General features: G+C 47.4%; 22 protein-coding genes. 19 read left to right on the forward strand and 3 right to left on the reverse strand.

What is annotated here, in order from left to right:
• Positions 1-9 precede the first annotated feature (9 nt).
• The 3 genes from T456_RS0105420 (at position 10) to T456_RS0105430 (ending at position 6,803) form a co-directional block, all read left to right on the forward strand.
• Positions 10-2,754 (forward strand): hypothetical protein, encoded by a 2,745-nt coding sequence (locus T456_RS0105420; RefSeq protein ID WP_024865264.1) that lies wholly within the window; start codon positions 10-12, stop codon positions 2,752-2,754.
• An 85-nt stretch (positions 2,755-2,839) separates the two neighbouring features.
• Entirely contained in the window at positions 2,840-5,782 is a 2,943-nt protein-coding gene (locus tag T456_RS21080; RefSeq protein ID WP_081748992.1) for an amino acid permease, read from the forward strand.
• The gene (locus T456_RS0105430) at positions 5,769-6,803 is read left to right on the forward strand and encodes a glycoside hydrolase family 5 protein (RefSeq protein WP_024865266.1); all 1,035 of its coding nucleotides are present in this window, start codon (positions 5,769-5,771) and stop codon (positions 6,801-6,803) included. Before T456_RS21080 ends, T456_RS0105430 begins: the two co-directional genes overlap by 14 nt.
• On the opposite strand, the gene T456_RS0105435 is transcribed toward T456_RS0105430, so the two are convergent.
• The 3 genes from T456_RS0105435 to T456_RS0105445 are packed head-to-tail and all read right to left on the reverse strand — an operon-like array spanning position 6,764 to position 8,545.
• Complete coding sequence (locus T456_RS0105435; RefSeq protein WP_024865267.1) at positions 6,764-7,663, reverse strand: helix-turn-helix domain-containing protein; 900 nt, start codon at positions 7,661-7,663, stop codon at positions 6,764-6,766. The two genes, T456_RS0105430 and T456_RS0105435, sit on opposite strands and share 40 nt — an antisense overlap.
• A gap of 20 nt (positions 7,664-7,683) precedes the next feature.
• Positions 7,684-8,349: a YczE/YyaS/YitT family protein gene (locus T456_RS0105440; RefSeq protein WP_024865268.1), complete on the reverse strand. Its 666-nt coding sequence runs from the start codon at positions 8,347-8,349 to the stop codon at positions 7,684-7,686.
• Between the two features lies 1 nt (position 8,350).
• The gene (locus tag T456_RS0105445; RefSeq protein ID WP_155838026.1) at positions 8,351-8,545 is read right to left on the reverse strand and encodes a hypothetical protein; all 195 of its coding nucleotides are present in this window, start codon (positions 8,543-8,545) and stop codon (positions 8,351-8,353) included.
• A 131-nt stretch (positions 8,546-8,676) separates the two neighbouring features.
• Between T456_RS0105445 and larB the strand changes: the two genes are divergently transcribed.
• From larB to T456_RS0105525, 16 genes are all read left to right on the forward strand, one after another.
• Complete coding sequence (gene larB / locus T456_RS0105450) at positions 8,677-9,459, forward strand: nickel pincer cofactor biosynthesis protein LarB (RefSeq protein ID WP_024865270.1); 783 nt, start codon at positions 8,677-8,679, stop codon at positions 9,457-9,459.
• Positions 9,460-9,478: 19 nt separating this feature from the next.
• Positions 9,479-10,495, forward strand: coding sequence for an ABC transporter substrate-binding protein (locus T456_RS19230; RefSeq protein ID WP_051464973.1), 1,017 nt, complete (start codon positions 9,479-9,481; stop codon positions 10,493-10,495).
• Positions 10,485-11,225 carry an ABC transporter permease gene (locus T456_RS0105460; RefSeq protein ID WP_024865271.1) on the forward strand — a complete coding sequence of 247 codons (741 nt, stop codon included), beginning with the start codon at positions 10,485-10,487 and terminating at the stop codon, positions 11,223-11,225. The genes T456_RS19230 and T456_RS0105460 overlap by 11 nt, the downstream gene beginning before the upstream one ends.
• A gap of 4 nt (positions 11,226-11,229) precedes the next feature.
• The gene (locus T456_RS0105465; RefSeq protein ID WP_024865272.1) at positions 11,230-11,817 is read left to right on the forward strand and encodes an ABC transporter ATP-binding protein; all 588 of its coding nucleotides are present in this window, start codon (positions 11,230-11,232) and stop codon (positions 11,815-11,817) included.
• A 13-nt stretch (positions 11,818-11,830) separates the two neighbouring features.
• Positions 11,831-13,300: a 4Fe-4S dicluster domain-containing protein gene (locus tag T456_RS0105470; RefSeq protein ID WP_024865273.1), complete on the forward strand. Its 1,470-nt coding sequence runs from the start codon at positions 11,831-11,833 to the stop codon at positions 13,298-13,300.
• 27 nt (positions 13,301-13,327) lie between these two features.
• Positions 13,328-16,369 carry a response regulator gene (locus tag T456_RS19235; protein ID WP_024865274.1) on the forward strand — a complete coding sequence of 1,014 codons (3,042 nt, stop codon included), beginning with the start codon at positions 13,328-13,330 and terminating at the stop codon, positions 16,367-16,369.
• A gap of 23 nt (positions 16,370-16,392) precedes the next feature.
• Positions 16,393-17,166 (forward strand): response regulator, encoded by a 774-nt coding sequence (locus tag T456_RS0105480; protein WP_024865275.1) that lies wholly within the window; start codon positions 16,393-16,395, stop codon positions 17,164-17,166.
• Between the two features lie 15 nt (positions 17,167-17,181).
• Complete coding sequence (gene pyrF / locus T456_RS0105485; protein WP_024865276.1) at positions 17,182-18,102, forward strand: orotidine-5'-phosphate decarboxylase; 921 nt, start codon at positions 17,182-17,184, stop codon at positions 18,100-18,102.
• 93 nt (positions 18,103-18,195) lie between these two features.
• Positions 18,196-18,873 carry an orotate phosphoribosyltransferase gene (gene pyrE / locus T456_RS0105490; RefSeq protein ID WP_024865277.1) on the forward strand — a complete coding sequence of 226 codons (678 nt, stop codon included), beginning with the start codon at positions 18,196-18,198 and terminating at the stop codon, positions 18,871-18,873.
• Between the two features lie 9 nt (positions 18,874-18,882).
• Complete coding sequence (locus T456_RS0105495; protein ID WP_024865278.1) at positions 18,883-19,236, forward strand: DUF6142 family protein; 354 nt, start codon at positions 18,883-18,885, stop codon at positions 19,234-19,236.
• Positions 19,237-19,334: 98 nt separating this feature from the next.
• Positions 19,335-19,835, forward strand: a complete 501-nt coding sequence (gene purE, locus T456_RS0105500; protein WP_024865279.1) for a 5-(carboxyamino)imidazole ribonucleotide mutase — start codon at positions 19,335-19,337, stop codon at positions 19,833-19,835.
• Positions 19,836-19,859: 24 nt separating this feature from the next.
• Positions 19,860-20,885, forward strand: coding sequence for a phosphoribosylformylglycinamidine cyclo-ligase (gene purM, locus T456_RS0105505; protein ID WP_024865280.1), 1,026 nt, complete (start codon positions 19,860-19,862; stop codon positions 20,883-20,885).
• A 14-nt stretch (positions 20,886-20,899) separates the two neighbouring features.
• Positions 20,900-21,544 carry a phosphoribosylglycinamide formyltransferase gene (gene purN / locus T456_RS0105510; protein WP_024865281.1) on the forward strand — a complete coding sequence of 215 codons (645 nt, stop codon included), beginning with the start codon at positions 20,900-20,902 and terminating at the stop codon, positions 21,542-21,544.
• Positions 21,544-22,821, forward strand: a complete 1,278-nt coding sequence (gene purD / locus T456_RS0105515; RefSeq protein ID WP_024865282.1) for a phosphoribosylamine--glycine ligase — start codon at positions 21,544-21,546, stop codon at positions 22,819-22,821. Before purN ends, purD begins: the two co-directional genes overlap by 1 nt.
• Positions 22,818-24,257 carry an SH3 domain-containing protein gene (locus T456_RS0105520; RefSeq protein WP_024865283.1) on the forward strand — a complete coding sequence of 480 codons (1,440 nt, stop codon included), beginning with the start codon at positions 22,818-22,820 and terminating at the stop codon, positions 24,255-24,257. The genes purD and T456_RS0105520 overlap by 4 nt, the downstream gene beginning before the upstream one ends.
• 232 nt (positions 24,258-24,489) lie before the next feature.
• The gene (locus T456_RS0105525) at positions 24,490-24,873 is read left to right on the forward strand and encodes a GntR family transcriptional regulator (protein WP_024865284.1); all 384 of its coding nucleotides are present in this window, start codon (positions 24,490-24,492) and stop codon (positions 24,871-24,873) included.
• Positions 24,874-24,890: the final 17 nt, after the last annotated feature.

Here is a 24,890-nt window from a genome sequence, read left to right on the forward strand (position 1 = left end):
ATTTAGCGTATGAAAAATGAAGAGTATTCTTTCTCGGATTACCTGAAAGAAAACAAAAAGAAGCCGTTGATCATCGCCCTTGTTGTTCTGGCGCTGATCGCGGTGGTGTTCGTGTGCACCGGTATATTTACACACAGATACGGTGTCAGCCTTCCCGGCATGGAAGCTTCAACCGAAACACCCGATGAGCCGTCAAGGAAAGCTTTAGAGCCCATTGACCGGGAATCTGTAGATCTTTCAAATGTAAAAATCATAAGCGAACTTGATAAGGTAGATCTTACCGCCAGGAAGCACGCATCCGGTTCCAGACAGAGGGGGATGGAATGGGATGAGGGCTTTTTAAACATGTCCGGAGTTAAGACTCAGTACCGCTTTATAGACAAGGCTGACGGAAAAGAGCTGTCTTGTGAAGTCTACACTGAGGATGACGGAAAGACCGTCAACAGGATAATCACCTACAAGGAAGCAGGAGACGGAAGGCCCGAGATAATCGAGTACTTCTACAGGGACAATAAACCCTACTTCATATACAAGAGAAACGAGGAGGTTTATACTCCCGCCTACGACTCCACTGACAAGCCCGGGGTTCGGTTCTACTTTAAGAACGATGTTCTTGTAAGATCAAGGACTGTTGTTGAAGGCACCATGCTGGTGAGCCAGACAGGCCTTTATACCGACAACAATCCCGACTATGAGGAATTTGAGTACTATACGGCTCCGGATGTTGTCAAGCTTCAGTACGACAGGTTTGAGCAGGAGTGGCTCAACAAGGCCTATAACATCCTGGATGCGGTAAAGAGCACAAAGTCCATAGGCAGAGTATGCGGAACCGTTAAGGACGACCAGGGAAAAGAGCTAAGCGGCCTTAAGGTACTCCTTCAGAAAGTCTTTGACGGAAACATCATTTATGCTTCCCAGACTGACTCTCAGGGGGCTTTCAGCATAAATGTAAAGCTTGACGGAGACAGATACCGTTTATGCGTCCTTGGAAACGAAACCTTAAGCGATGCATATATTTATGACCTTGCATTTGACCATAGCATCGGAGCTTTTGAATATGACAATATTGTGCTTTATCCCAGAGATGAAGAGGTGTGCGATGTAACCTTCAACGTCTATGATGCAGACACCTACCGCACCGGAGATTCCGGAAAAAGCGGCGTATTTTCCAGGATATGCATAAGAGAAGGCCTTGGAAACAGACTCGGGGATAAGATGGCAGAGTGTTACACCAACACCAAAGGTGAGGTGGAGACTGCACTTAAGCCCGGATTCTACACCTTAGAGACAGTAACGGAAGGGTACTGCACTGACTACACCAATATCGAGGTGACTCAGTACGGATGCAAAAAGAATATTTTCGTGGTGACAACCCCCGCTGAGAATACCGCAAAGGTGATCCTATCCTGGGATTCTGATGCGGATCTTGATATGACCGTATTTACTCCCGCATTCGGAACAAGAGGAGATATGGACAGGATCAGAAGGGATACCTTCGAGGATTCTTTCGGAAACCATCTTGTATGGGATAATGCTGACGGATGTGAGCTTGCTGTTGTAAACCTTTCCGCCCAGGGGGGCTACAGGACATATGTGAGCAATTATACGGATATCTCTTCCGGAGCTTACGGAAGCAGAGACCTTTGCGAGAGCAATCCTGCAATCCATGTATATTATGATGACGGCTCCTGTGAAGTCTGTGAGCTTAACGATAACCGCTACGGCGTTTTGTGGGAAGCTGCAGAGCTGTCAAAGAGCGGCGCCGCTCCCGGCAATCGCTTCTACAGCAGCGTAAGCGGCAAGTCCTGGTGGCTTGAAAACAAGTCCATCAACGGAGGCAGTGAGAATACGCGCTATAAGAGCGGGATGCAGATCAAGGGAAGACTTGAGTCTGATTTCTCATATGCCTATGCTTCCGCTGACTGGACTTCCGCCGGCAAATATTCTCTGGGCTTTGATGATGCGGTCAATATAGTTGTATCTGATGGAGACCGGGAGAGGACCATAAATACCGACAGGGTAGATATAAAGCTTGACCTTACAGAGGACTTCAGCATCTTAAGCCATCTTGACCTTCACGTTGGGCAGTATGTTTCGGGTTCCATCAAGGAAATCGTACTCTCCGAGGAAGGAAAGCTCTGTCTTGTGCTTGAGTCGCTGACTCTTTTGCAGGATAGATCAGGTGATGAGCCCGCTGTTCCCATGGAATATCTTGGACTTCTTGCAGACAGGATCAAGGACGGACCGGTGGCTTATTCCGTTATCTACGTCAATGACAATCAGACTCCCGAGCTGGTTATCCTAAGTCCCCGGGGAGTAGCCCATGAGAACGGGGCAGATATTTATACCTACGATAACGGCAGTGTTGATCTTATAGGTTCTTTTGGATTCTGGGGAGGCAATTTTACCTACTATCCCATGAAGAACATGATCAGCGTTGAGGAAACAGGAAGCGGAAGTCATATGGAGAGTTACTGCTCCTTTGACAAATATACCGTAAGCACGGTAAACTACGAATCCAGCCTGGATTTCCCTGAATACGGCATCTCAAAGGTTAACGGGCAGTACACAATGAACGGCACGGAATACGTCAATCCGATCCCCGGCAGAGGAAATGCAGTTCCCACCACTCCTGAAGAGTATCAGAAGCAGATGAAGACCCTGTTTGGCGGCATAGACAGAAATACAGGCCGCTACGTTGATCTTGATTCCTGCCAGATGGCTTCGAGGATTGAAGATATTAAATTCAAATAATAAGTATTTAAGAGGAAGCTTCCTAACTGGAGTTTCCTCTTTTTTTTGTTAGTATTTCGTGAAAAGATGTATTAAAATATAATGTATGAATCAAAAAGAGAATGTGGTAGGGCATTATCTTAATCCGCTTCAGGTATGGGCGCTGTCCTTTGGTTGTGCAGTGGGATGGGGCGCCTTTGTCATGCCCGGCAACAAGTTCCTTCCTCTGGCGGGCCCTTTGGGGACGGCTCTTGGAATTTTGCTGGGCGCCTTTATCATGCTCATCGTCGGAGTCAATTACCACTATCTGATAAACAAGTACCCTGAGGCTTCCGGCGGAACAATGACCTACACCGCCAACATTTTCGGATATGATCATGGATTCCTGACTTCCTGGTTCCTTCTTCTGGTGTACATCGCCATAATCTGGGCCAATGCCTCGGCACTTGGCCTTATAAGCAAGTATCTTCTTGGAAATACATTCAGGTTTGGCTTCAGATATGAGATCCTTGGATATGAGGTTTACATGGGGGAAGTCATGCTGTCCATGGCAGCCATGATAATATGCGGAGTTATCTGTACCTACGGGAAAAGATTCGCCGCCAACCTTCAGACCCTCTTTGCACTGATACTTATAGGAGGCATTATTTTATGCTATATCGCTACCTGCAGAGCTTCCGGAACTATGGTTGGGATGTCGGCTCCGGGCTTTGCCTATGAGGGATCCGGCAAAGCCATTCAGATCATTTCCATTGCCGTTCTTTCGCCCTGGGCTTTTGTGGGGTTTGAGAGCGTATCAAATTCTACCCTTGGATTTAACTTTTCTTCCAAAAAGATATTCGGGATCATTTTGGCAGCCCTCATTACCGGCAGTCTTTCCTACATCATGCTTACCTTTATTGCAACCTTTGCCCAGCCCGAAGGATTTTCGGGATGGAGGGCTTACATAAGCAGCCTTGACAGTTTTGAGGGGCTCGAGGGGCTTCCGGTATTCTTTTCCATAAACAAGAGCATGGGGCAGACCGGTATCTTTATCCTGGGATTATGTGCCTTTGCGGGTATGATGACCGGTATCATCGGTAATCTTATTGCCTGCAGCCGTCTTATCTATGCCATGGCGGATGAGGGCTTTTTGCCCGGATGGTTTAAGGAACTCAACAAGGAGAAGGCCCCAAGCAATGCCATCATCTTCATTACGGTGATATCTCTTTTTATCCCGTTTCTTGGAAGGACGGCCATAGGCTGGATCGTGGACGTTACAACCATCGGTGCTACCATCGTTTACACCTATACATCGGCAGCTGCCTTTGTCGGTGCCAGAAAAGAGCGCAACCTGTTTGTTCAGATCACCGGTATTGCGGGTATTATCTTATCGCTGTTTCTTACGGCGTACTTTATCGTATCCTCCAATGAGATCACTGCAACGGAGTCGTATCTTATCCTGATAATCTGGAGCGTTCTGGGCTTTATCTATTTCAGATTCCTGTTCGATAAGGATACGAAAAAGAGATTTGGCAAATCCACTGTTGTGTGGGTTTCGGTTCTTCTTTTGATCTTTGCCACATCCCTTATGTGGATCAAGAAGTCCATGGACGTGATGACCCTTAATTTGGTTCAAGGCATAAGAGAATACTATGAGTCTCTTGGCTTTTCGGAAAACATGTCAGTACTCAGGCGCACAGAGGACTTTATAGACGCTCAGCTTCGCTATGCTGACAAGACCATGTTCTGGAACAGTGTTGTCCAGATGATAATCATCACAGTATCCCTTGCCATCATGCTGAGCCTCTATTCTATTATTGCAAGGAGAGAGCGGAAGGCTGAGATCGATAAGCTCAAGGCCGATGAGATGAACAAGGCCAAGACCATATTCCTGTCCAACATGTCCCACGACATCAGGACTCCCATGAATGCCATAATCGGTTACATAAATATCGCGGAAAAAGAGGCATCGTCTGAGGAGGAACTTCGGGATTACCTTGCAAAGATCAAGGGATCCAGCAATCATCTTCTTGCCCTTATCAACGACGTTCTGGAGATGAGCAGGATCGAGAGCGGCAAGATGGAGCTTGAGCCGGTTCCCACCAACTTAAAAAAGACGGTGCTTGAGACAAAGGATCTTTTCGGCGTTCAGATGACGGAGAAGAAGATTGACTTTGCTGTTGATGTGGAGGGCATTAAACACAGGGGAGTTTACTGTGACAGGAACAGACTTAACAGGCTTTTGCTTAACCTTATAAGCAACGCCTACAAGTTTACCCCGGAGGGCGGGAAGATCGCAGTTATGGTGAGCGAGCAGACCTCTGATAAGCCGGGATACGGACGCTATGAGATACGGGTTCGTGACACCGGAATCGGAATGAGTGAAGAATTTGCGTCCAGGGTTTTTGAGGCCTTCGAGAGAGAGCACAGGACAGAGGTTGATGGGATCCAGGGAACAGGCCTTGGAATGAGCATCTGCAAGAGCATTGTGGACCTGATGGGTGGAAAAATTGAGTGTGTGTCCTCCCTGAACAAGGGAACAGAATTTATCATAAATGTTGATCTTAAGTTCCTTGAAGAGGACAGGCTTGACATTGTAATGGCAACTGAAGGCCATGAGCACAGTATGCGGACCATGGTGGATCTGACTTCCAAGCGGGTACTTCTCGTTGATGATATGACTATAAACAGAAAGATCGCCACCATGCAGCTTGAGGGCCTCGGGCTTACGGTGGATCAGGCGGAGAATGGCAAGGAAGCCCTGGATATGCTGGATGCCTCTGTTGAGGGCTTATATGACGCAGTACTTACGGATATTCAGATGCCGGTGATGAACGGATATGAGGTGGCAGCTGCAATCAGAAATTCGGACCGTGAGGATCTAAGGAAGATTCCAATAATAGCCATGACAGCCAATGCTTTTTCGGAAGATATAAAGAGGGCTCACGACTCCGGAATGAATGCACATGTTGCAAAACCAATAGATATGGTTATACTTGAAAATACATTGAGAGATGTTTTGGCAGCAAAATTAAAAGAGGAGAAAAAGGCAGATGAGAAGATTTGAAGGTTACCAAAAAGGCGTTAATCTGGGGGGATGGCTCTCTCAGGCAGATGAGAAGACCAAAGAGCATTATGATACTTTTATCGTAAGGGAAGACATTGAGCGTATCGCAGGCTTTGGATGCGATCATGTAAGAGTTCCCGTGGATTACATAGTAATTGAAGGCGAAGACGGCTCCATGCTTGAGGACGGATACAAGTATATAGACAACGTTATCTCCTGGTGCAGAGAGTTCCATCTTAACGTGCTTATCGATATGCACAACACATTTGGATATACTTTTGATCCCCTGGAGGTAAACGGAGACAAGGAGATCTTCTTCAGAGATGAGAAGCTCCAGGAGCGCTTCTATATCATGTGGGACAGAATTTCAAAAAGATATGCAGATCAGGAGGATGTGGCCTTTGAGCTTTTGAACGAGGTTATCTCTCCCGATGTGAAGGACAGCTGGAATGCCATTGCGGACAAGGCTGTTGATGTGATAAGGAAGAATGCTCCCAAGGCATACATTGTTATCGGCGGAGTATGCTACAACAACGTAAGGAGCGTTCCCCTTCTCAATCCTCCCAAGGATGATCACATCGTATACAATTTCCATTGCTACGAGCCCATGATCTTTACCCACCAGAGAGCTTACTGGATGGAGGAGATGCCCAAGGATATCACAGTTACCTATCCTGCCACCACACTGGAGTATTCAGAGCAGTCCAAGGGATTTGACCCCAACTGGGCAGGAGCGATCCTTAACATGAAGGCAAAGGAGACCAACGCGGACTATTTCGCAGAGCTCTTCGAGCCGGCGGTTGAGGCAGCCACAAAGAACAACGCACCTCTTTACTGCGGAGAATACGGCGTTATCGATCAGGCTCCGGCAGAGTCCACCATTAAATGGATCAAGGACATCCACGATGCCTTCGAGAGATATGGTATTGGAAGGTCACTCTGGAATTACAAGGAAAAAGACTTTGGCCTCATCGGAGCTCATTATGACAGTGTTCGTGATGAGATGGTAAAGAGCCTCTGATATTCCTTCGGAGACATTCCGTATTCCTTTTTGAAGGCCTTAAAGAAACTGGAATAATCACCGAAACCGAACTTTTCATACGTCTTGCTGATGCTGTCTCCGCTTACTATGGCGCTGCGGCACTCGGCAAGGCGTTTTTTAATGATGTACTGATGAAGAGAGATACCAAGGGTATCCTTAAAGAGATGGGCAATATAATATTTGCTCACATAGAATTTGCCGGCAATTTCATCAAGGGAGAGGGGCTCCTCCAGATTACTCTCGATATAGGAGAGAATGCTCCGGAAAAGAGACAGCTCATCACTGCCGGTCTTTGCATGGTCGTAGTCGTAGATAATGCGGTTTATGGTCAGGATAAGGTCGCACAGGTAAAGGTGCCTTGCGGCCGTGGTGCCGTATCTTTCTGAGGTTATCTCCTCAAGAAGGCGAAGAAACCTTGACTCCACCTGATGGAAATCAGCGGGAGCAAGGTGATGGATGTACTGATGGAAGGCCTCTGCCTTCTGCATGATATAGGTGTAATCAACGGATTCTGCCATGAGATTGCTGCAGCACTCTTTGCTTATCCAGAAGACGAACCTTCTGTAATTTGCCTCAGGGTCATTGATCACTGCGTGGTGAGATACTCCGGGAGGCACGATCATTAGGTCCCCGGGAGACATCCTGAAGGAAGACGATGTTTCTTTTCCCTGAAAGATCTCCATGGTTATGTCCCCTTCCACGAAAAGGTAGAATTCGTAGTAATCGTGGGCATGAGGATTTAAGGTCCTGAACCCCTTATCGGAATAGTAAAAGACCTCAAAGTCTGAGGAAACCATGTATTGTCTTGAATTAAAGGATGAGCGCAGCCTGTTTTTCATTTGCTTTTCACCAAAAGAGGTTAGCCTTCGATGTGGAATACGTTTTTGTTAAGGAATCTGCCAACTGCGGTGATGACAGGTCCCAGTAAAAGAGCCATGAGCACAATGCCGATGTTGGGCTTTCCCCCAAGGAGGATGCCGATGACAATGGCAGTAAAGTCATATACGATCCTGATGATGGAGAAGGGCACTTTCTTAAGAAGATATTTCTTGACCATCATTGGAATGGCGTCATAGGGAGCAACACCCATATTGGCGTTCATGTAAAGGGAGGCCGATACCACAAACATAATAAGGGATACAACAAAGATGGCTATTCTTGTGGGCCACTGTGTAAACAGGCTTTCGGGAAGGGTTCTGCCCCACAGCCATCTGAAAAAGTCGATGGTGTAGCCTATAAGGAACATGTTTGCAAGGGTTCCGAGGCCTATATGCTCCCTGCCCCAGATAAGTACCAGTATCAGAAGGACCGAAAAGAAGAGCACCTGCCAGGTTCCGATGAGGATACCGAGCCTTTCGGAGATCGTGACGTTCATGAAGGTGCAGGGATCGGTTCCAAGATCAACGGGGATCAGAAAAGAGAGCCAGAATCCCATGAACACAACTCCCAGCATCATTATGAAGAATCTTTTTCCAAAGTCCTTGGAAGTGAAGTAATTATGTAAAGCTGTCTTTATTCTGTCCATATCACACCTCGTGAAGTGCATAATAAGTGTTTTTATAATTGATGATAACGGGAGCGGATGCAAAGGCCTCATCTCCCACATAGCATCTGTCAAGCTCGGGATTTAAGGTGTATCTGCGCCCTTCCTTGTCTGTTTCGTTAATGAAATTAAGAGCATCCTCAAGGGTTTCATCCCCCTGGCATAAATGAATATTCATAGTATTAAGTCCTTTCTTTATAAGCACTTTATATCTTATCATTTTTTTTATTTGTAGCAATAGAGCATATGTTTTGATAGAATAAAATTAGATTAGTATGCATTACTATGCAATCTTTCAGGAGTCACGGCATGGATGAGAAGGATATTTTAAAACTGCTAAAGCAGGTTAAGGCGGGAGAGATCCCGGTGGATGATGCGGTTCTTAAGCTTAAGGAAGCGCCCTTTGAAGACATGGGATTTGCAAGACCTGACCTTCACAGGGGCCTAAGACAGGGCAGAAGTGAGGTTATCTACGGCCAGGGCAAGACCCCGGAGCAGATCCTTAAGATCACCGAGCACCTTATTGCCCACGGCCAGGACAAGGTCCTTATCACAAGGATGAGCCGTGAAGCCTCAGAATATCTTGATAGAGAAAAGAGCGAAACGATTGCTGAATTTACATATCACAACCTTAGCCGGGTGGGGATCGCCTGCGGAGGATCCGATCCCTCGTCAAAAGAGCCATCACTTACCGGCAAGATAGTGATAGCAACAGGCGGCACCAGCGACATTCCAGTGGCTGAGGAAGCTGCCCTTACCGCTGAGTTTTACGGCAACAATGTGGTCAGGCTCTACGATGTGGGAGTGGCCGGTATTCACAGGCTTCTTCACAAGGATGCCATGGACATCCTCATGACCGCCAATGTTGTGATAGCCATCGCGGGAATGGAGGGAGCACTGGCAAGCGTTGTGGGAGGTCTTGTTGACTGCCCCGTTATCGCAGTACCCACCAGCGTGGGCTACGGAGCATCTTTCGGAGGGTTGTCGGCTCTTTTGTCCATGCTGAATTCCTGTGCCAGCGGAGTCAGCGTGGTGAATATTGATAACGGATTCGGAGCCGGATATCTGGCCAGTATGATAAATCAAAAATGAAAGAAGGTTTGTTGTAAAAATGGAGACATTAAGAAAAGGCAGATTTAAAAAGACAGTGTCATTTATCGCACTATTCCTGATCCTTGCCATGGTACTGGGATCACTGGCAGGCGCCCTTACGGGATGCGGAGCCAATGAGACAGGCGCTTCGAAGGCAACTGTCAGGGTGGCAGCTCTTAAGGGACCTACAACCATAGGACTGGTGCATCTTATGGATAAGGCATCAAAAGGTGAGGCAAAAGGAAACTATGAATTTACAATGTACACCCAGGGGTCAGATGTTATGGCTGCAATGGCAGCAGGAGAGACGGATATAGGCCTTGTTCCTTCCAACGTGGCATGTGTCATGAACAAGAAGGTCGAGGGCGGAGTAACGGTTATCGATATCAACACACTGGGAGTTCTCAACTGTGTTACGGGAAATGCAGAAGTAACAACTGTGGCAGATCTTTCCGGCAAGACCCTTTACATGACCGGACAGGGCGCAACTCCCGAATATACCATGAGATATCTTCTTGATATGAACGGTGTTACAGATTGCAATATTGAGTTTAAGTCAGAGCCCACCGAGGTGGTTGCACTTCTTTCCGAGAATCACAATGCGGTAGGCATCCTGCCTCAGCCCTTTGCTACAGCGGCTTTGCTTCAGGATAAGGCATTTAATATAGCGTTCTTTCTTGATGATGAGTGGGCAAAGGTCAACGACAGCTGCGACATCATCACAGGCGTTACCGTTGTTTCCAACAAGTTCCTTGAGAGCAACAAGGAGGCTGTGGATACTTTCCTTTCAGAGCACAAGGACAGCGTGGAACTGGCACTTTCAGATGTTGATACCACAGCAAAGCTTGTGGTGGAGCAGGGCATCATAGCCAAGGAGCCCCTGGCTCAGAAGGCAATCCCTAACTGCAATATCGTATGCATCACAGGAAGGGAGATGAAGGAATCTCTTGGCGGATACCTTCAGGTAATCTTTGACATGGATCCCAAGACTCTGGGAGGAAGTCTTCCGGAGGATGGTTTCTACTATGAAAAGTAAGTCGTTTATCACTAAAATGCTGGTGCCTGTGGCGGCCTGGCTTGTTATCTGGCAGCTGGTGGCCATGGCGGTACACAACCACGTACTTCTGGCAGGCCCTATAGATACGCTGAATGCACTGGTAAGGCTCTCCAAAGAGCAGGAATTCTGGAGCTCCGTCGCAGGGACCACCCTTAACATCCTGCTTGGATTTCTCATAGGAACGGTCCTTGGATGCGGCCTTGCAATGCTGGGATATTTCAAGGAAATCGTGGGAGATTTTCTTAAGCCCCTGGTTCTTGCAATGAAGTCCGTTCCGGTGGCAAGCTTTGTTATCCTGCTTCTCATATGGTTCGGCAACAGAAATATAGCGGTGGTGATCTGTGCACTGGTTGTGTTTCCTGTTCTTTACCTTAACACCTATGAGGGACTTTGCGGCACCGACGTCAAGATGCTGGAGATGGCGCAGATCTACCGCATACCGGCGTTTTCAAAGATCCGGTATATCTTTTTACCTCAGCTTCATCCCTTCCTTCGGGGGGCGCTGAAACTGGCCATAGGCATGGCGTTTAAGAGCGGAATAGCTGCCGAGGTCATCGGACAGCCTCTGCACACCATAGGAAACGGCCTGTATCAGGCCAAGATCTTTCTGGAGACAGGTGAACTTTTTGCCTGGACCATAGTGGTTGTAATAATTTCTTTTATCTGCGAAAAAATACTTATGGCAGCGGTGGACTGCATTAGAAGGTGACAAATTGACAATAGAAGTAAAGGGCGTTTCCAAGAGCTTTAACGGCAAAAAAGTCTTGGACAGCTTTGATCTGAATATAGAAGAGGAGCATTCCTACATCATTACCGGGGCCTCGGGCTGCGGGAAGACAACGCTTCTTAGGCTGGTGCTGGGGCTGGATAAACCGGATGAGGGAACAGTAAAGCTTCTGGGGGATTACAAATATCCCTATATCAATGCCGGCGTTGTGTTTCAGGAGGACAGGCTCTGCGAGGACTTTGATGCGGTCACCAATGTGACCATGGTCAGCAGGAAGATCTACAAGGAGAATGCCATCCGGGAATTGAAATGTCTTTTGCCGGAGGAAGCTCTTTATAAGCCGGTAAGGGAACTGTCCGGCGGGCAGAAGAGAAGGGTGGCCATAGTAAGGGCCTGCGCGATCCCGAGCGATGTGCTTATCATGGATGAACCTTTTACGGGGCTGGATGAGACGGCAAGGCAGACAGCCATTGATTATATCAGAGACAAGCAGGGTTCCGGCCCTCTTGTTATAACGTCCCACGATGTTACGGGACTTGGATTTGGAAGAATTATAAATGTGGAGAGGAGATAATTAAAGTATGGGAATGGTAACGAATGATGCCAGCATGAACAGCTTCAAGCATAAGATAATGGAAGAGGTTTGCAGGCTGGAGTGGAACGGACAGAATGATCAGGAACACATTGAGGAACTGGTGCTTAAGATGATCCCCGGTCCCAAGCCTGAGTACAGATGCTGTATTTATAAAGAGAGGGAGATCGTAAGACAGAGGATTAACCTGGCCAATGCCAAGGCTCCGTCCTACAATCCTCATTCAGAGAATATTGTGCAGGTAATAGATCCTGCCTGCGATGAGTGCCCCATTGCGGCGTACTCCGTAACCGACAACTGCAGATTCTGCATGGGCAAGCCCTGTCTTAATTCCTGCAAATTCGGTGCTATCACCCCCGGTGATACTCACATGCATATCGATCCCGCAAAGTGTAAGGAATGCGGAATGTGTGCCAATGCCTGCCCTTACAACGCTATCGTTCACCTGGAGCGCCCCTGCAAGAAGGCGTGCCCTGTAGGAGCCATCACTTATGATGAGTACGGCTACTGCAAGATCGATGAGGACAAGTGCATCCAGTGCGGACATTGCATCCACAGCTGTCCTTTCGCAGCTATCGGAAGCAAGACCTTCCTGGTTGATATCATCAAGGCCATCAAGGAGGGCAAGGAAGTCATCGCCATGGCTGCTCCCGCAACAGAGGGACAGTTCGGTGAGGACATCTCAATGGGCTCCATAAAGGAAGGCCTCAAGAAGATCGGCTTTGCCGACATGGTTGAGGTAGGACTTGGCGGAGATATGACAGCTGCCTATGAGTCTGCCGAGTGGTCCGAGGCATTCAGGGAAGGACACAAGATGACAACTTCCTGCTGTCCTGCTTTCATCAACATGTTAAAGAAGCACTTCCCGGATCAGTACAGGGACAACATGTCATCAACCGTATCTCCCATGTGTGCTATTTCCAGGTATTTAAAGGCCACAAGACCCGGATGCGTTACGGTATTCATCGGTCCCTGCATTGCCAAAAAGGCTGAGGCTCAGGATAAATCAGTACCGGACAATGCGGATTTTGTTGTGACCTACGGAGAGCTCAGGGCTCTCATGAGATCAAAAGATGTGAAGTTCGAGCCGGTTCCCGAAGGATATCAGGAATCCTCCATCTGGGGCAAGAGATTTGCAGCCAGCGGCGGCGTTGCAAATGCAGTTATAGAGTGCATGCAGGAGAGAGGCGAGGATACTTCACAGCTTAAACTCCACAGGGCAGCAGGCGGAGCCGAATGTAAGAAGGCACTTACACTTCTTAAGGTGGGCAAACTTCCCGAGGACTTCATTGAAGGTATGGTTTGTCCCGGCGGCTGCGTAGGCGGACCATCCAGACACAAGAATATAAGCGATATCAATAAAGCCAGAGAGACACTGCTCTCAAAGGCGGACGACAGAAAGGTACTTGAGAACCTCAAGAACTATCCGATGGACAAATTCTCAATGCACAGAGACGGGCACTAACTTCAAACTTAAAAGGTTGGGTTAAATATGAGAAGACTGTTTCGTAAGCTTGCAATGCCAATGGATAAGCGGGAAGTTTTAAAGATCATCATCCATGCGGTGATGGTAATCTTCACTGCCGTTTATACCGTCAAGTACAACCAGAAGATGTACCACGTGGACAATATGAGCTATGGCATAGCCGGGATAATCTATGCCTTCAGATATCTTCCGGTTTTGGTGACAACCGCCCTTGGCGGGGCAGTTCCGGGAATGATGAGCATTATCCTGGTGTTCATATATTATTCTGTTGCTTACAGCAGTTTCTCATACCTTACCTTTATCTATCTTCTTGCGGCCTGCGTTATTGATGTGCTGGTCAAGAAAAAATGGTTTAACAGATCCTGGAAGATCTTCCCGGCCATGATAGTTTTAATGAACCTTCTTGGAACCTTCTGGGGAATAGTCTTACTGCTTCTTAGCGACTACGGCATCTATACCATATCCGTAAGGCAGGTGGTCATGCTGTTTCTTAATGAGCTGCCCGGAAGTCTTCTTTGCACTGTTGTGATCTATCTTCTTCTTAACAAGCTTCCGGAGAAGACTCTGCTTCTTTTTGGCAACGGCAAGTATTATGTCGATCCCAGACATCTCTCCGAAGATGACAGGTATGTTGTTGAAGGCAGATCAAGGATCGGAAAAGTTGTCATGAACATTATCGTTTTTGAGGCACTGGTCCTTGGCATATTTGCGGAACTGGCTTCAAATACATTGATCCCCACCATGAAGGAACATGAGGAACTCTCTGCGCCCGCACAGCGTTCGGTATTTTCCTATGTAGGCAGTACCGACAGGATAGAGAGCATGGTGAGTCTTGACATCATGAGAGATTCCCGGGCAGAGAGCGATTATATCACCGGACTTCTTGCGTCTGATAGAGCAAGTACTCTGAATATAAAATTCAGCGTGCGCCTTGCAATGCTGATATCCATCATAGTAATTCCCATGGCAGTCTTTATGAACAGATATGCCCAGAGAAGGATAGTGGCCCCAATAAGGCTCATGTCCAAGTCCATGTCTGAAATCTATAATTCCAACGAAGATAATCTTGATGAGAACATCAGGAAGGTCCATGACATGGATATAAGAACAGGTGATGAGATAGAGGAGCTCTATCACACCATGGACCTTACGGTTTACAGGCTTGTTGAGTATATTCAGCTGGTACGTACAAGGCAGACCATCGAGGATCAGCTAAGGGTTGCCAAATCCGCCAGTGAAGCCAAATCCAGATTCCTTTCAAATATTTCCCACGAGATAAGAACACCTATAAATGCAGTACTTGGCTTTGATGAGATGATCATCAGAGAGAGCAAGGATGAAAGCATCCTCTCTTACGCCAGAGATATTCAGGATTCAGGCAGGACGCTTCTTGCCCTTATTAATGATGTCCTTGATTTTTCCAAAATAGAGGCAGGCAAGATCGATCTGATTCCTGTGGAGTATGAGCTGGGCTCACTTCTTAACGACCTTGTAAATATGTCCCAGATGCGTGCCAGGGAAAAGGATCTTGAGTTTAATATCAATGTTAATGAAAAGATCCCTCACGTTCTGTTTGGAGACGAGATCAGGATCAAGCAGTGTATCCTGAACATAGTCACCAACGGCGTCAAGTACACGGAAAAGGGAAGCGTAACCTTAAACATTGATTATGAGATCGCCGAGTCGGAAAATCCTCAGACAGAAGAGGATAATATTCTTCTTAAGGTAAGCGTTGAGGATACAGGAATCGGAATCAGGGAAGAGGACATGGAGAAATTGTCCGCCGCCTTTGAGAGGGTGGACGAAACCAGAAACAGGACCATCGAGGGCACGGGCCTGGGCATAAGTATCGTCACAAGCCTTCTGGAGCTTATGGACTCAAAACTTGAGATCAAAAGCGAATACGGAAAGGGCTCGATATTTTCATTTAAGATACTTCAAAACGTAGTGGACTGGGAGCCTATAGGAGACTTTGAAAAGAAGGTCAGGGAAGTAAGGAGCGAAAGTGATGCCTATACAGAATCATTCCATGCTCCTGAAGCCAGAATACTGGTGGTTGACGATACCAGGACTAATCTTACCGTTATCAAGGGACTTCTTAAGTTTACAAAGATGCAGGTTGATACTGCAACCAGCGGTGTTGAAGCCATAGAGATGGCCAGATACACCAAATATAACATGATCTTCCTGGATCACAGAATGCCTGAGATGGACGGAATTCAGACCTTCCATGCAATGCAGGAGATGGCGGAGGATATCAACAGGGATACTCCCGTTATCGCTCTTACAGCCAATGCCATATCGGGTTCAAGGGAGATGTATTTCAAGGAGGGCTTCACCAATTATATGGCCAAGCCTGTAGATCCGGCAAAGCTCGAGGAGATGATCCTTATGTACCTGCCGCCGGAGCTTGTTTCAAAGCCCGGTGATGTGGACTTTGAGACGGAAGGAACCACTACAGATGAGGAAAAAGAGGCACTTCAGGAGCTCCTTGGTCTGTCGGGAGTGGATGTAAATGCAGCCATAAGCCGTTGCGGTTCTGCAACCCTTGCCAGGGAAGTAATGAGGGATTTCTGGCAGAGTATTGAGGAAAGAGCCGACAAGATAGAACACTATGAATCCATCAGGGACATAAAGGACTACACCATATTTGTCCACGGCCTTAAGAGTTCGGCAAAAGCAATAGGCGCCCTGGATCTGTCCGAAAAAGCCAAGTATCTTGAAAATTGCGGAAATGGCGGAGATATCGACGAGATAGAGGAACTTACACCTGAGCTTCTTGAACTCTACAGAAGCTATCTTACAAAGCTTGAGCCGATCCTTGAAAAAGAGGATGACGGGGATAAGCCTATGATCAGTGAAGAGGAGCTGGAAAATGCTTTTGCTTCCATAAAAGAATTTGTCTCGGCATCATATTTTGACAGCGCAGACGATATCATGGGAATGCTGGAGGGATATTCAATTCCGGAAGGTTCGAAGGAAAAGTACCGCGAAGTAAAAAGGCTGCTTTCCGCTGTTGACAGAGACGGGCTTTTAAATGTACTTTAGTATAGAAAAAAGAGAGGACTCACATGGACAAGAGAGTTTTACTTATCGGACTACAGAAGAGTTTCATGGTTAATGCCATTGTGGTAGGGCTGCAGAAGGCTGAGTATGAGGTTGTGCCGGCAGCTCCCTTCCAGAGTGCCATTGAGGCTATAGAGAACAGGCCGCAGATATATCTTCTTTATCTTGGCGACCTGACAATGGAGCATGCCCCTCTTTTTGAGTATCTTAATTCAGCAATAGATGCCGATAGGTTCATGCTTTATCTTATAGGCAACAATGATGAACTTATGGGCGTTCAGTCCGTGATTTCCAAGAGTAAAGTAACCCAGACATTTTTAAGACCGCTGGATATCAAGCTTTTAGTGGACCATCTGAATATGGTGGTGGATTACAGCGCAGTTGATGAAAATCTTCGCAAGAAGATACTTATTATCGATGATGACGGAGCTATGCTCAGGATGATGAAGACCTGGCTCTCCGTAAAATATCATGTATATATGGCAAGTTCAGGCAAGATTGCCCTTTCTTTCCTGGCACAGACACCGGTGGATCTTGTACTCCTTGATTACGAGATGCCTGTTATGTCCGGGCCCGATGTTCTGAAGGAAATAAGGAATACCCAGTCGCTAAAGGATACACCCGTTATCTTCCTTACCGCCAAGGATGACAAGGAGAGTGTTATGAGGGTTGTCAGTCTTAAGCCCATTAAATACCTTCTTAAGTCAATGCCCAAGGACACGCTTATAGGCGCCATTGACGACTATTTCAACGCCGTGGACGCCAGAAATTATAAATAAGAGGAGAAACAGAACATGATTTCCAAGCTGATCGACAAGATTAAAAAGACAGAAGCTCCAATTGTGGTGGGACTTGATCCCAAACTTGATTTTATCCCCCCGCGCATTCTTTCGAAGTGCTACGAGGAACTGGGACAGACTCCGGAGGGGGCAGCAGAGGCTTTCTGGCAGTTCAATAAGGAAATCATAGACAATATCAAAGACATAGTTCCTGCAGTCAAACCCCAGATCGCAATGTACGAGGAGCTTGGGATCCCCGGTCTTATCACCTTCAAGAAGACCGTGGACTATTGCAGGGAAAACGGACTTATAGTTATCGGAGACATAAAAAGGGGAGACATCGGTTCAACCTCTGCATCCTATGCGGTTGGGCACCTTGGGGGAGTTAAGATAGGGGACACAAGATACCGCGGATTTGACGAGGACTTTGCCACTGTTAATCCCTACCTTGGGAGCGATGGTGTAAAGCCCTTTATCAATGTCTGCAACGAGGAGGACAAGGGTATCTTCGTTCTTGTAAAAACCTCCAATCCTTCCAGCGGAGAGTTTCAGGACCGCCTCATTGACGGACGTCCCCTCTACGAGATCGTAGGCGAGAAGGTTGAGGAATGGGGAAAAGAGTCAATGGATGGAGCCTACAGTAATGTGGGAGCGGTAGTGGGAGCTACATATCCCGAGATGGGAAAGGTACTTAGAAAGATCATGCCCCATGCATATATCCTGGTTCCCGGCTACGGAGCGCAGGGAGGAACCGGCAAGGATCTGGTTCACTTCTTTGATAAGGATGGTCTTGGAGCCATCGTCAATTCTTCCAGAGGAATAATCGCTGCATGGAAGAGCGATAAGTACACACAGTTTGCGGATGGAAACGTGGGAGAAGCCGCCAGGGCAGCAGCCCTTGATATGAAGGCTGACATAGCTTCCGCCCTTGGATAAAACTTTTATATTTTTATAGTGCAGTATTTAATTAATTGCACTATAATCTATTAGTAGATTTTTCAAGACAATCTTTAAAGGAGTTCCTGAATTATGGAAAGATATAAGGAAGAATTCATTGAGTTTATGGTTGACAGCAATGTCCTCAAGTTTGGGGAGTTCACTTTGAAGAGTGGACGTAAGTCACCTTTCTTTATGAATGCCGGTGCTTATGTGACCGGAGCACAGCTCAAGAAGCTTGGCAATTATTACGCAAGAGCCATTCATGATACTTTCGGCCTTGAGTTTGATGTGCTTTTCGGACCTGCATACAAGGGTATTCCTCTTGCGGTTGCTACAAGCATGGCCATCAGCGAGCTTTATGGAAGAGAGATCAGATACTGTTCCAACAGAAAAGAGATCAAGGATCACGGGGATAAGGGTATTCTTCTTGGAACCAAGCTTCGTGACGGTGACAGGGTTCTTATCATCGAAGACGTTACCACCTCCGGCAAATCCATTGAGGAGACGGTGCCAATCATCCAGGAGCAGGCTGACTGTGATATCGAAGGCCTTATGGTTTCTCTTAACAGACAGGAAAAGGGCCAGGACAGCGACATGAGCGCTCTTGATGAGATCAAGGAAAGATACGGATTCTCCGCTCACGCCATCGTAACCATGGAGGATGTGGTCGGTTATCTTTACAACAGGCCCATTGACGGTGAAGTACTTCTTACAAAGGATATCAAGAAGGCCATCGATGAGTACTATGCAGAATATGGGGCCAGGTAATACCGACTGATGAACAGGAAACTTAGACTAAAGATCAAAAAACTTGAACCGGTTAGAGACCGGTACATGTTCACAGATAACAGGCATCCCGAGAAGGGGATAATGTCTGCAATTTTAGGATGCATTTCAGTGGGAACACTAATAGTGGCTGTCCTCTTTACCTACAGGGACGGAGGACAGGCACAGCTCAGATATGCCGCAGCGGCTTTTGTTGCGGCGATTTTTTCTGTAGCGGGGCTTGTTCTCGGAATTATGTCAAGATTTGAACGGGATATTTTCAAACTTTTCCCGAACCTCGGCATAGCACTGAATTTGGCATCCATTATTTTTGTGGTGGCACTTTTAGTGCTGGGACTTACCTAAATTGTTAATAAAAATGTCATAAATTTTAGTAGCACAATATTTTGTGCTGTGTTATGATACAACTGACTAAATATAGAAAACATTTGTTGGAGGATGCCATGGCTTTAGTTGGAATTGTAATGGGGAGCGATTCGGATATGCCTGTTATGTCCAAGGCAGCAGATATACTGACTGAACTTGGAATATCTTTTGAGATGCGCATTATATCGGCCCACAGAGAACCTGATGAGTTTTTTGAGTATGCTAAGACTGCCGAAGAGAGAGGCTATAAGGTTATCATAGCCGGAGCAGGAATGGCGGCCCATTTACCTGGTATGTGCGCAGCTATTTTCCCTATGCCCGTTATAGGCATTCCCATGCACACCACATCACTTGGCGGAAGAGACTCATTATACAGCATAGTTCAGATGCCCTCGGGGATCCCGGTGGCAACTGTTGCTATAAACGGCGGAGCCAATGCAGGGCTGCTTGCAGCCAGGATTCTTGCCACATCCGATCCTGAGCTCTTACAGAAGCTCAAGGATTATTCAGCATCCCTCAAGGACAGCGTAGTGGCCAAGGACGCAAGGCTTCAGGAAACAGGATACAAAAACTATTAACTCATAAGAGGAGAGTGTATGGCACTGGATTACAAGAAAGCCGGAGTTGATATCGAAGCCGGCTACAAGTCTGTGGAACTGATGAAAGCTTATGTTAAGGAGACCATGAGACCCGAGGTACTGGGCGGTCTTGGCGGTTTCTCCGGAGCATTTTCCCTAAGCAAGATCAAGGAGATGGAGGATCCGGTTCTTTTGTCCGGAACCGACGGTGTCGGAACCAAGATCAAGCTTGCCTTCCTTTTGGACAAGCATGATACCATAGGAATCGACGCAGTTGCAATGTGCGTAAATGACGTAGCCTGTGCGGGAGGAGACATGCTCTTTTTCCTGGACTACATAGCTTGCGGCAGGAACATCCCCGAGAAGATTGCCGAGATTGTAAAGGGCGTGGCAGAGGGCTGCAAACAGTCCGGCGCAGCTCTTATAGGCGGCGAGACAGCTGAGCATCCCGGTCTTATGCCTGAGGATGAATATGATGTAGCCGGATTTGCGGTTGGTGTCGTTGACAGGAAGGACATGATCGACGGCAGCAGCATCAAGGCAGGAGACGTGCTTATCGGCGTTGCTTCATCCGGTGTTCACTCCAACGGATTTTCACTGGTGCGTAAGGTCTTTGACGTTACCAAAGAGAACCTTGATGTATATTATGACGAACTTGGAATGACTCTCGGTGAATGCCTTCTGACACCCACCAGGATTTACGTTAAGATGATGAAGTCCGTAAGGGATGCGGGCATTACCGTTAAGGGATGCAGCCATATCACCGGCGGCGGATTCTACGAGAATATTCCCAGAATGCTCCCTGAGGGCGCAAGGGCAGTAGTGAAAAAAGACAGCTATGACATTCCACCTATCTTCGGACTTATGCAGAAGAAGGGCGATATAGAAGACAAGATGATGTACAACACCTTCAACATGGGTCTTGGCATGGTCCTTGCAGTTGCAAAAGAGGACGCGGACAGCGCGCTGAAGGCTATAGAGGCATCAGGGGAGAAGGCCTTTATTGTCGGAGAGGTTGTTTCCGGCGAAAAGGGCGTTGATTTGATTTAAGATTGCGGGGAAGTATGAAAATTGCAGTAATGGTTTCGGGAGGCGGAACGAACCTCCAGGCCATCATAGATGGTATCAACAGCGGACTTATAACAAATACCGAGATCTGTCTTGTTTACAGCAACAATCCGAAGGCCTATGCCCTTGAGAGAGCCAGGCTTGCGGGGATTCCCTATGTGGCAAAGAGCCCTAAGGAATTTGAGAACAGGCAGGATTTTAATAAGGCTCTTTTGCAGATCCTTAAGGATGCAGATCCGGACCTCATTGTACTGGCTGGTTGCCTTGTGGTGATCCCTTCTGATGTGGTAAAGGAATTCGAGGGCAGGATCATCAATATCCATCCATCACTGATCCCCTCATTTTGCGGCACCGGCTATTACGGCCTCAAAGTTCATGAGAAGGTGCTGGAAAGAGGAGTCAGGGTTTCCGGAGCAACCGTTCATTTTGTTGATGAAGGAACCGACACGGGACCTATCATATTGCAGAAGCCCGTTATGATAAGACAGGATGATACTCCGGAAGTTCTCCAGAAGAGGATAATGGAGCAGGCTGAATGGAAGATACTTCCCATGGCTATAGACCTTATTGCCAACGGCAGGGTTTCGGTCAGGGACAACAAGGTGTTTATTGAAGGGTATGAAGAGGAGAACATTTTCTGATGAAAGTTTTGATTGTTGGTGGAGGCGGTCGTGAGCATGCCATTGCAGAGGCGGTATCCAGGAGCAGCAGAGTAGACAAGATCTATTGTGCTCCGGGAAATGGTGGTATAGCCGAGCTTGCCGAGTGCGTGCCCATAACTCCCATGGAATTCGACAAGCTGGTTTCTTTTGCTAAAGAGAATGCCATTGACCTTACAATTATTGGTATGGATGATCCGCTGGTGGGCGGAATCGTTGATGCCTTTGAGGCAGAGGGGCTTCGTGTTTTCGGCCCCCGCAAGAATGCCGCTATCCTTGAGGGAAGCAAGGCTTTCTCCAAGGATCTTATGAAGAAATACGGAATTCCCACCGCAGCCTATGAGACCTTTGATGATCCCAAGGCAGCGCTTGAATATCTTGAGACTGCCAAGTTCCCCATCGTACTTAAGGCAGACGGACTGGCACTTGGTAAGGGAGTTCTTATCTGTCAGGATCTTGATGAGGCCAGGGCCGGAGTCAAGGAGATAATGGAAGATAAGAAATTCGGAAATGCCGGTAACCACATGGTCATTGAAGAATTCATGACAGGCCGCGAAGTGTCTGTGCTCTCCTTCGTGGACGGCAAGACCTACAGGCTTATGTCTTCAGCCCAGGACCACAAGAGGGCAGGAGACGGAGATACAGGACTTAACACGGGAGGAATGGGTAATTTCTCACCCAGCCCGTTCTATACAGAGGAAGTGGACAAGTTCTGCCGTGAACATATCTACGGCAAGACTGTTGAAGCCATGGCCAAAGAGGGAAGAGAGTTCAAAGGAGTTATCTTCTTCGGACTTATGCTCACAGATGACGGCCCCAAGGTCCTTGAGTACAATGCAAGATTCGGTGATCCCGAGGCCCAGGTAGTGCTTCCAAGACTTAAAACTGATATAATCGATGTCATTGATGCCTGCATTGATGGCACTCTTTCAGATCTTGAACTGGATTTTGAGAACAAGGCGGCAGTATGCGTTGTTCTGGCCAGCGAGGGATATCCCGTAAGCTACGAGAAGGGCAAGCTCATCACAGGACTTGAGAACTTCAAGGGCAAAGAGGGATACTATTGTTTCCATGCGGGAACCAAGAAGACACCGGAGGGCATTGTTACCAACGGCGGAAGGGTACTGGGTATCACCGCCAAAGGTGATACTCTTAAAGAAGCCAGAGCCAAGGCATATGAGGCTACCGAATGGGTAAGCTTTTCAAATAAATATATGCGTCATGATATTGGAAAGGCGATAGACGAGGAGGTACTATGAAAAAAAATATCAGAAAGAGGCTTGTATCACTGGGACTTTCAGTGATATTATCAGCTGCATTATTTGTAACAGCCGCTACTACAGTTTTTGCGTACACAGAGACAACAGGAACCGTATCAACAGATAACGTTAAGGTAAGAGCATCAGCAAGCACCACAGCGTCACAGGTGTCCAGTCTTAAGAACGGAGACAAGGTAGACATCGTTGATGAGTCTACAGATGCTTCCGGCTATGTATGGTATAAGATCCGCGTCAACAAAAGTGAGTTTGGTTATGTAAGAAGCGATCTTATAAGCAAGGCAGGCGGAGCAGCCGCTGCAGCACCTGCCGCAACCACAACCACAACATCAGCAGCTTCTCTTCCCGAGACAGCGGTAACAGCTACCGAGGAGAAGCCGGCCACCATCACCGCAGACAGCGTAAATGTCCGCAAGGGTGCAGGCACAGGCTATGATTCTGTTGGCAAGGTTACAAAGGGAACCACAGTAACAGTAACCGGTGAAGCTACAGGGACAGATAACAAGACCTGGTATCAGATAAAGTTCGGCAATGACAGAACAGGATTTGTAAGAAGTGACCTCATCGAGGTTGGAGCAGCAGCTCCCGCTGAAGGTGCTGAGGGCGGCGAAGTGACCGAGAACCCCGAAGGCACAGAGGCAGCTCCCGAAGAGGGCGGCGAAGTAACTGAGGACAGCTCGGAATCAGAGTCTTCCGCAAGCCCCGTTTCAGATGCCGGAGACGGTAACTACGCTCTTGTATATACTCCCGATAACGAAGGCAACAACTCTTGGTATCTGTATGACAACTTTGAGGGCTACAGAGTAAAGGTTAACGAGCTCATTGACGCAGCTAAGAGCAGCGATGAAGTGAGCAAGCTCAAGAAGACCAACAACACCTACAAGACCGTTTTGATCGCTCTTGCAATCCTTATCGGAGCGCTTGTGATCGGACTTATCTTCATGGCACTTAAACTCAGAGATTCTCTCTACTACGAGGATGAGGATGAAGAAGAGTATGATCGCTACGATCAGAATCCCAGAAGAAGAGCAAGAGATGACGAAGAGGATGACAGATCCAGAGTAAGGAGACCTGCTTCTGAGGATAGAACAGTAAGACCTGCAAGAGAAGAGTCTCAGAGAACTTCAAGACCTGTAAGAAGAGACGAGGATGCAGAGGATAGAACAGTTCGTCCCACAAGACGTCCCGCTGATCGCGATGAGGACAGACCCGTAAGACGCTCTGCAGAAGAGAGACCTTCAAGACCCGTAAGAAGAGACGACTGCGATGAGGATCGTCCGGTAAGACGCCCTTCATCCTACAGAGATCAGGATCAGGCTCCCGCTCCCAAGGAAGCACCCAAGCGCAAAGCCCGCAACTTCCTCGGAGATGAGGACGACTTCGAGTTCGAGTTCCTTGATCTTGATGATGATAAGTAATTGATTTCATCATGTCTATAATGGCTTCTAAGAGAAGACCCGCAAGGTCTTCTCTTTTTTGGTGCACAAGACCGGCAAGCGAATGGATGCTTGCATACAAATTCATTTGCCGGTCGTAAGGACATGGAGCACGAAGTGCGGAATGTCTGTGTGCAGAATCGAGGAGTCAGCCTCGATTCCATAATTCTGTAATATATGTTATACTAAACATATCACAGAAAGGAGGCGGAACATGATCATCGAGATAGATTTTAACAGCGATGAGGCTATTTATTTGCAGCTGTGCAATCAGATCATTCTGGGCATAGCGACGTCTCAATTCAGGGAGGGCGAGCAGCTCCCGAGTGTGAGACAGCTTGCTGAGACTATCGGTATCAACATGCATACTGTCAACAAGGCGTATTCTATTCTGCAGCAGGACGGCTTTGTGAAGATCGACAGACGGCGGGGAGCGGTGATCGCCATTGATATCAATAAGCTCCAGGCGCTTAAGGAGGCCAGGTCGGAACTGGCTGTGGTGCTGGCAAGAGCTATATGCAAGGGGATCGGGAGAGATGATATCCACGCCCTGGTAGACCAGCTTTATGACAATTACGAAGCAAACACACGGATTTAGGCAAAGCGGCGAAGTTA

Origin of the sequence: Butyrivibrio sp. FCS014, from assembly GCF_000526935.1 — a bacterium.
Taxonomy (GTDB): domain Bacteria; phylum Bacillota; class Clostridia; order Lachnospirales; family Lachnospiraceae; genus Butyrivibrio.

Coding starts and splice junctions, on each gene's coding strand:
- T456_RS0105420 (WP_024865264.1), top strand. CDS start 10: ATGAAAAATGAAGAGTATTCTTTCTCGGATTACCTGAAAGAAAACAAA.
- T456_RS21080 (WP_081748992.1), top strand. CDS start 2,840: ATGAATCAAAAAGAGAATGTGGTAGGGCATTATCTTAATCCGCTTCAG.
- T456_RS0105430 (WP_024865266.1), top strand. CDS start 5,769: ATGAGAAGATTTGAAGGTTACCAAAAAGGCGTTAATCTGGGGGGATGG.
- T456_RS0105435 (WP_024865267.1), bottom strand. CDS start 7,663: ATGAAAAACAGGCTGCGCTCATCCTTTAATTCAAGACAATACATGGTT.
- T456_RS0105440 (WP_024865268.1), bottom strand. CDS start 8,349: ATGGACAGAATAAAGACAGCTTTACATAATTACTTCACTTCCAAGGAC.
- T456_RS0105445 (WP_155838026.1), bottom strand. CDS start 8,545: ATGAATATTCATTTATGCCAGGGGGATGAAACCCTTGAGGATGCTCTT.
- larB (WP_024865270.1), top strand. CDS start 8,677: ATGGATGAGAAGGATATTTTAAAACTGCTAAAGCAGGTTAAGGCGGGA.
- T456_RS19230 (WP_051464973.1), top strand. CDS start 9,479: ATGGAGACATTAAGAAAAGGCAGATTTAAAAAGACAGTGTCATTTATC.
- T456_RS0105460 (WP_024865271.1), top strand. CDS start 10,485: ATGAAAAGTAAGTCGTTTATCACTAAAATGCTGGTGCCTGTGGCGGCC.
- T456_RS0105470 (WP_024865273.1), top strand. CDS start 11,831: ATGGTAACGAATGATGCCAGCATGAACAGCTTCAAGCATAAGATAATG.
- T456_RS19235 (WP_024865274.1), top strand. CDS start 13,328: ATGAGAAGACTGTTTCGTAAGCTTGCAATGCCAATGGATAAGCGGGAA.
- T456_RS0105480 (WP_024865275.1), top strand. CDS start 16,393: ATGGACAAGAGAGTTTTACTTATCGGACTACAGAAGAGTTTCATGGTT.
- pyrF (WP_024865276.1), top strand. CDS start 17,182: ATGATTTCCAAGCTGATCGACAAGATTAAAAAGACAGAAGCTCCAATT.
- pyrE (WP_024865277.1), top strand. CDS start 18,196: ATGGAAAGATATAAGGAAGAATTCATTGAGTTTATGGTTGACAGCAAT.
- T456_RS0105495 (WP_024865278.1), top strand. CDS start 18,883: ATGAACAGGAAACTTAGACTAAAGATCAAAAAACTTGAACCGGTTAGA.
- purE (WP_024865279.1), top strand. CDS start 19,335: ATGGCTTTAGTTGGAATTGTAATGGGGAGCGATTCGGATATGCCTGTT.
- purN (WP_024865281.1), top strand. CDS start 20,900: ATGAAAATTGCAGTAATGGTTTCGGGAGGCGGAACGAACCTCCAGGCC.
- purD (WP_024865282.1), top strand. CDS start 21,544: ATGAAAGTTTTGATTGTTGGTGGAGGCGGTCGTGAGCATGCCATTGCA.
- T456_RS0105520 (WP_024865283.1), top strand. CDS start 22,818: ATGAAAAAAAATATCAGAAAGAGGCTTGTATCACTGGGACTTTCAGTG.
- T456_RS0105525 (WP_024865284.1), top strand. CDS start 24,490: ATGATCATCGAGATAGATTTTAACAGCGATGAGGCTATTTATTTGCAG.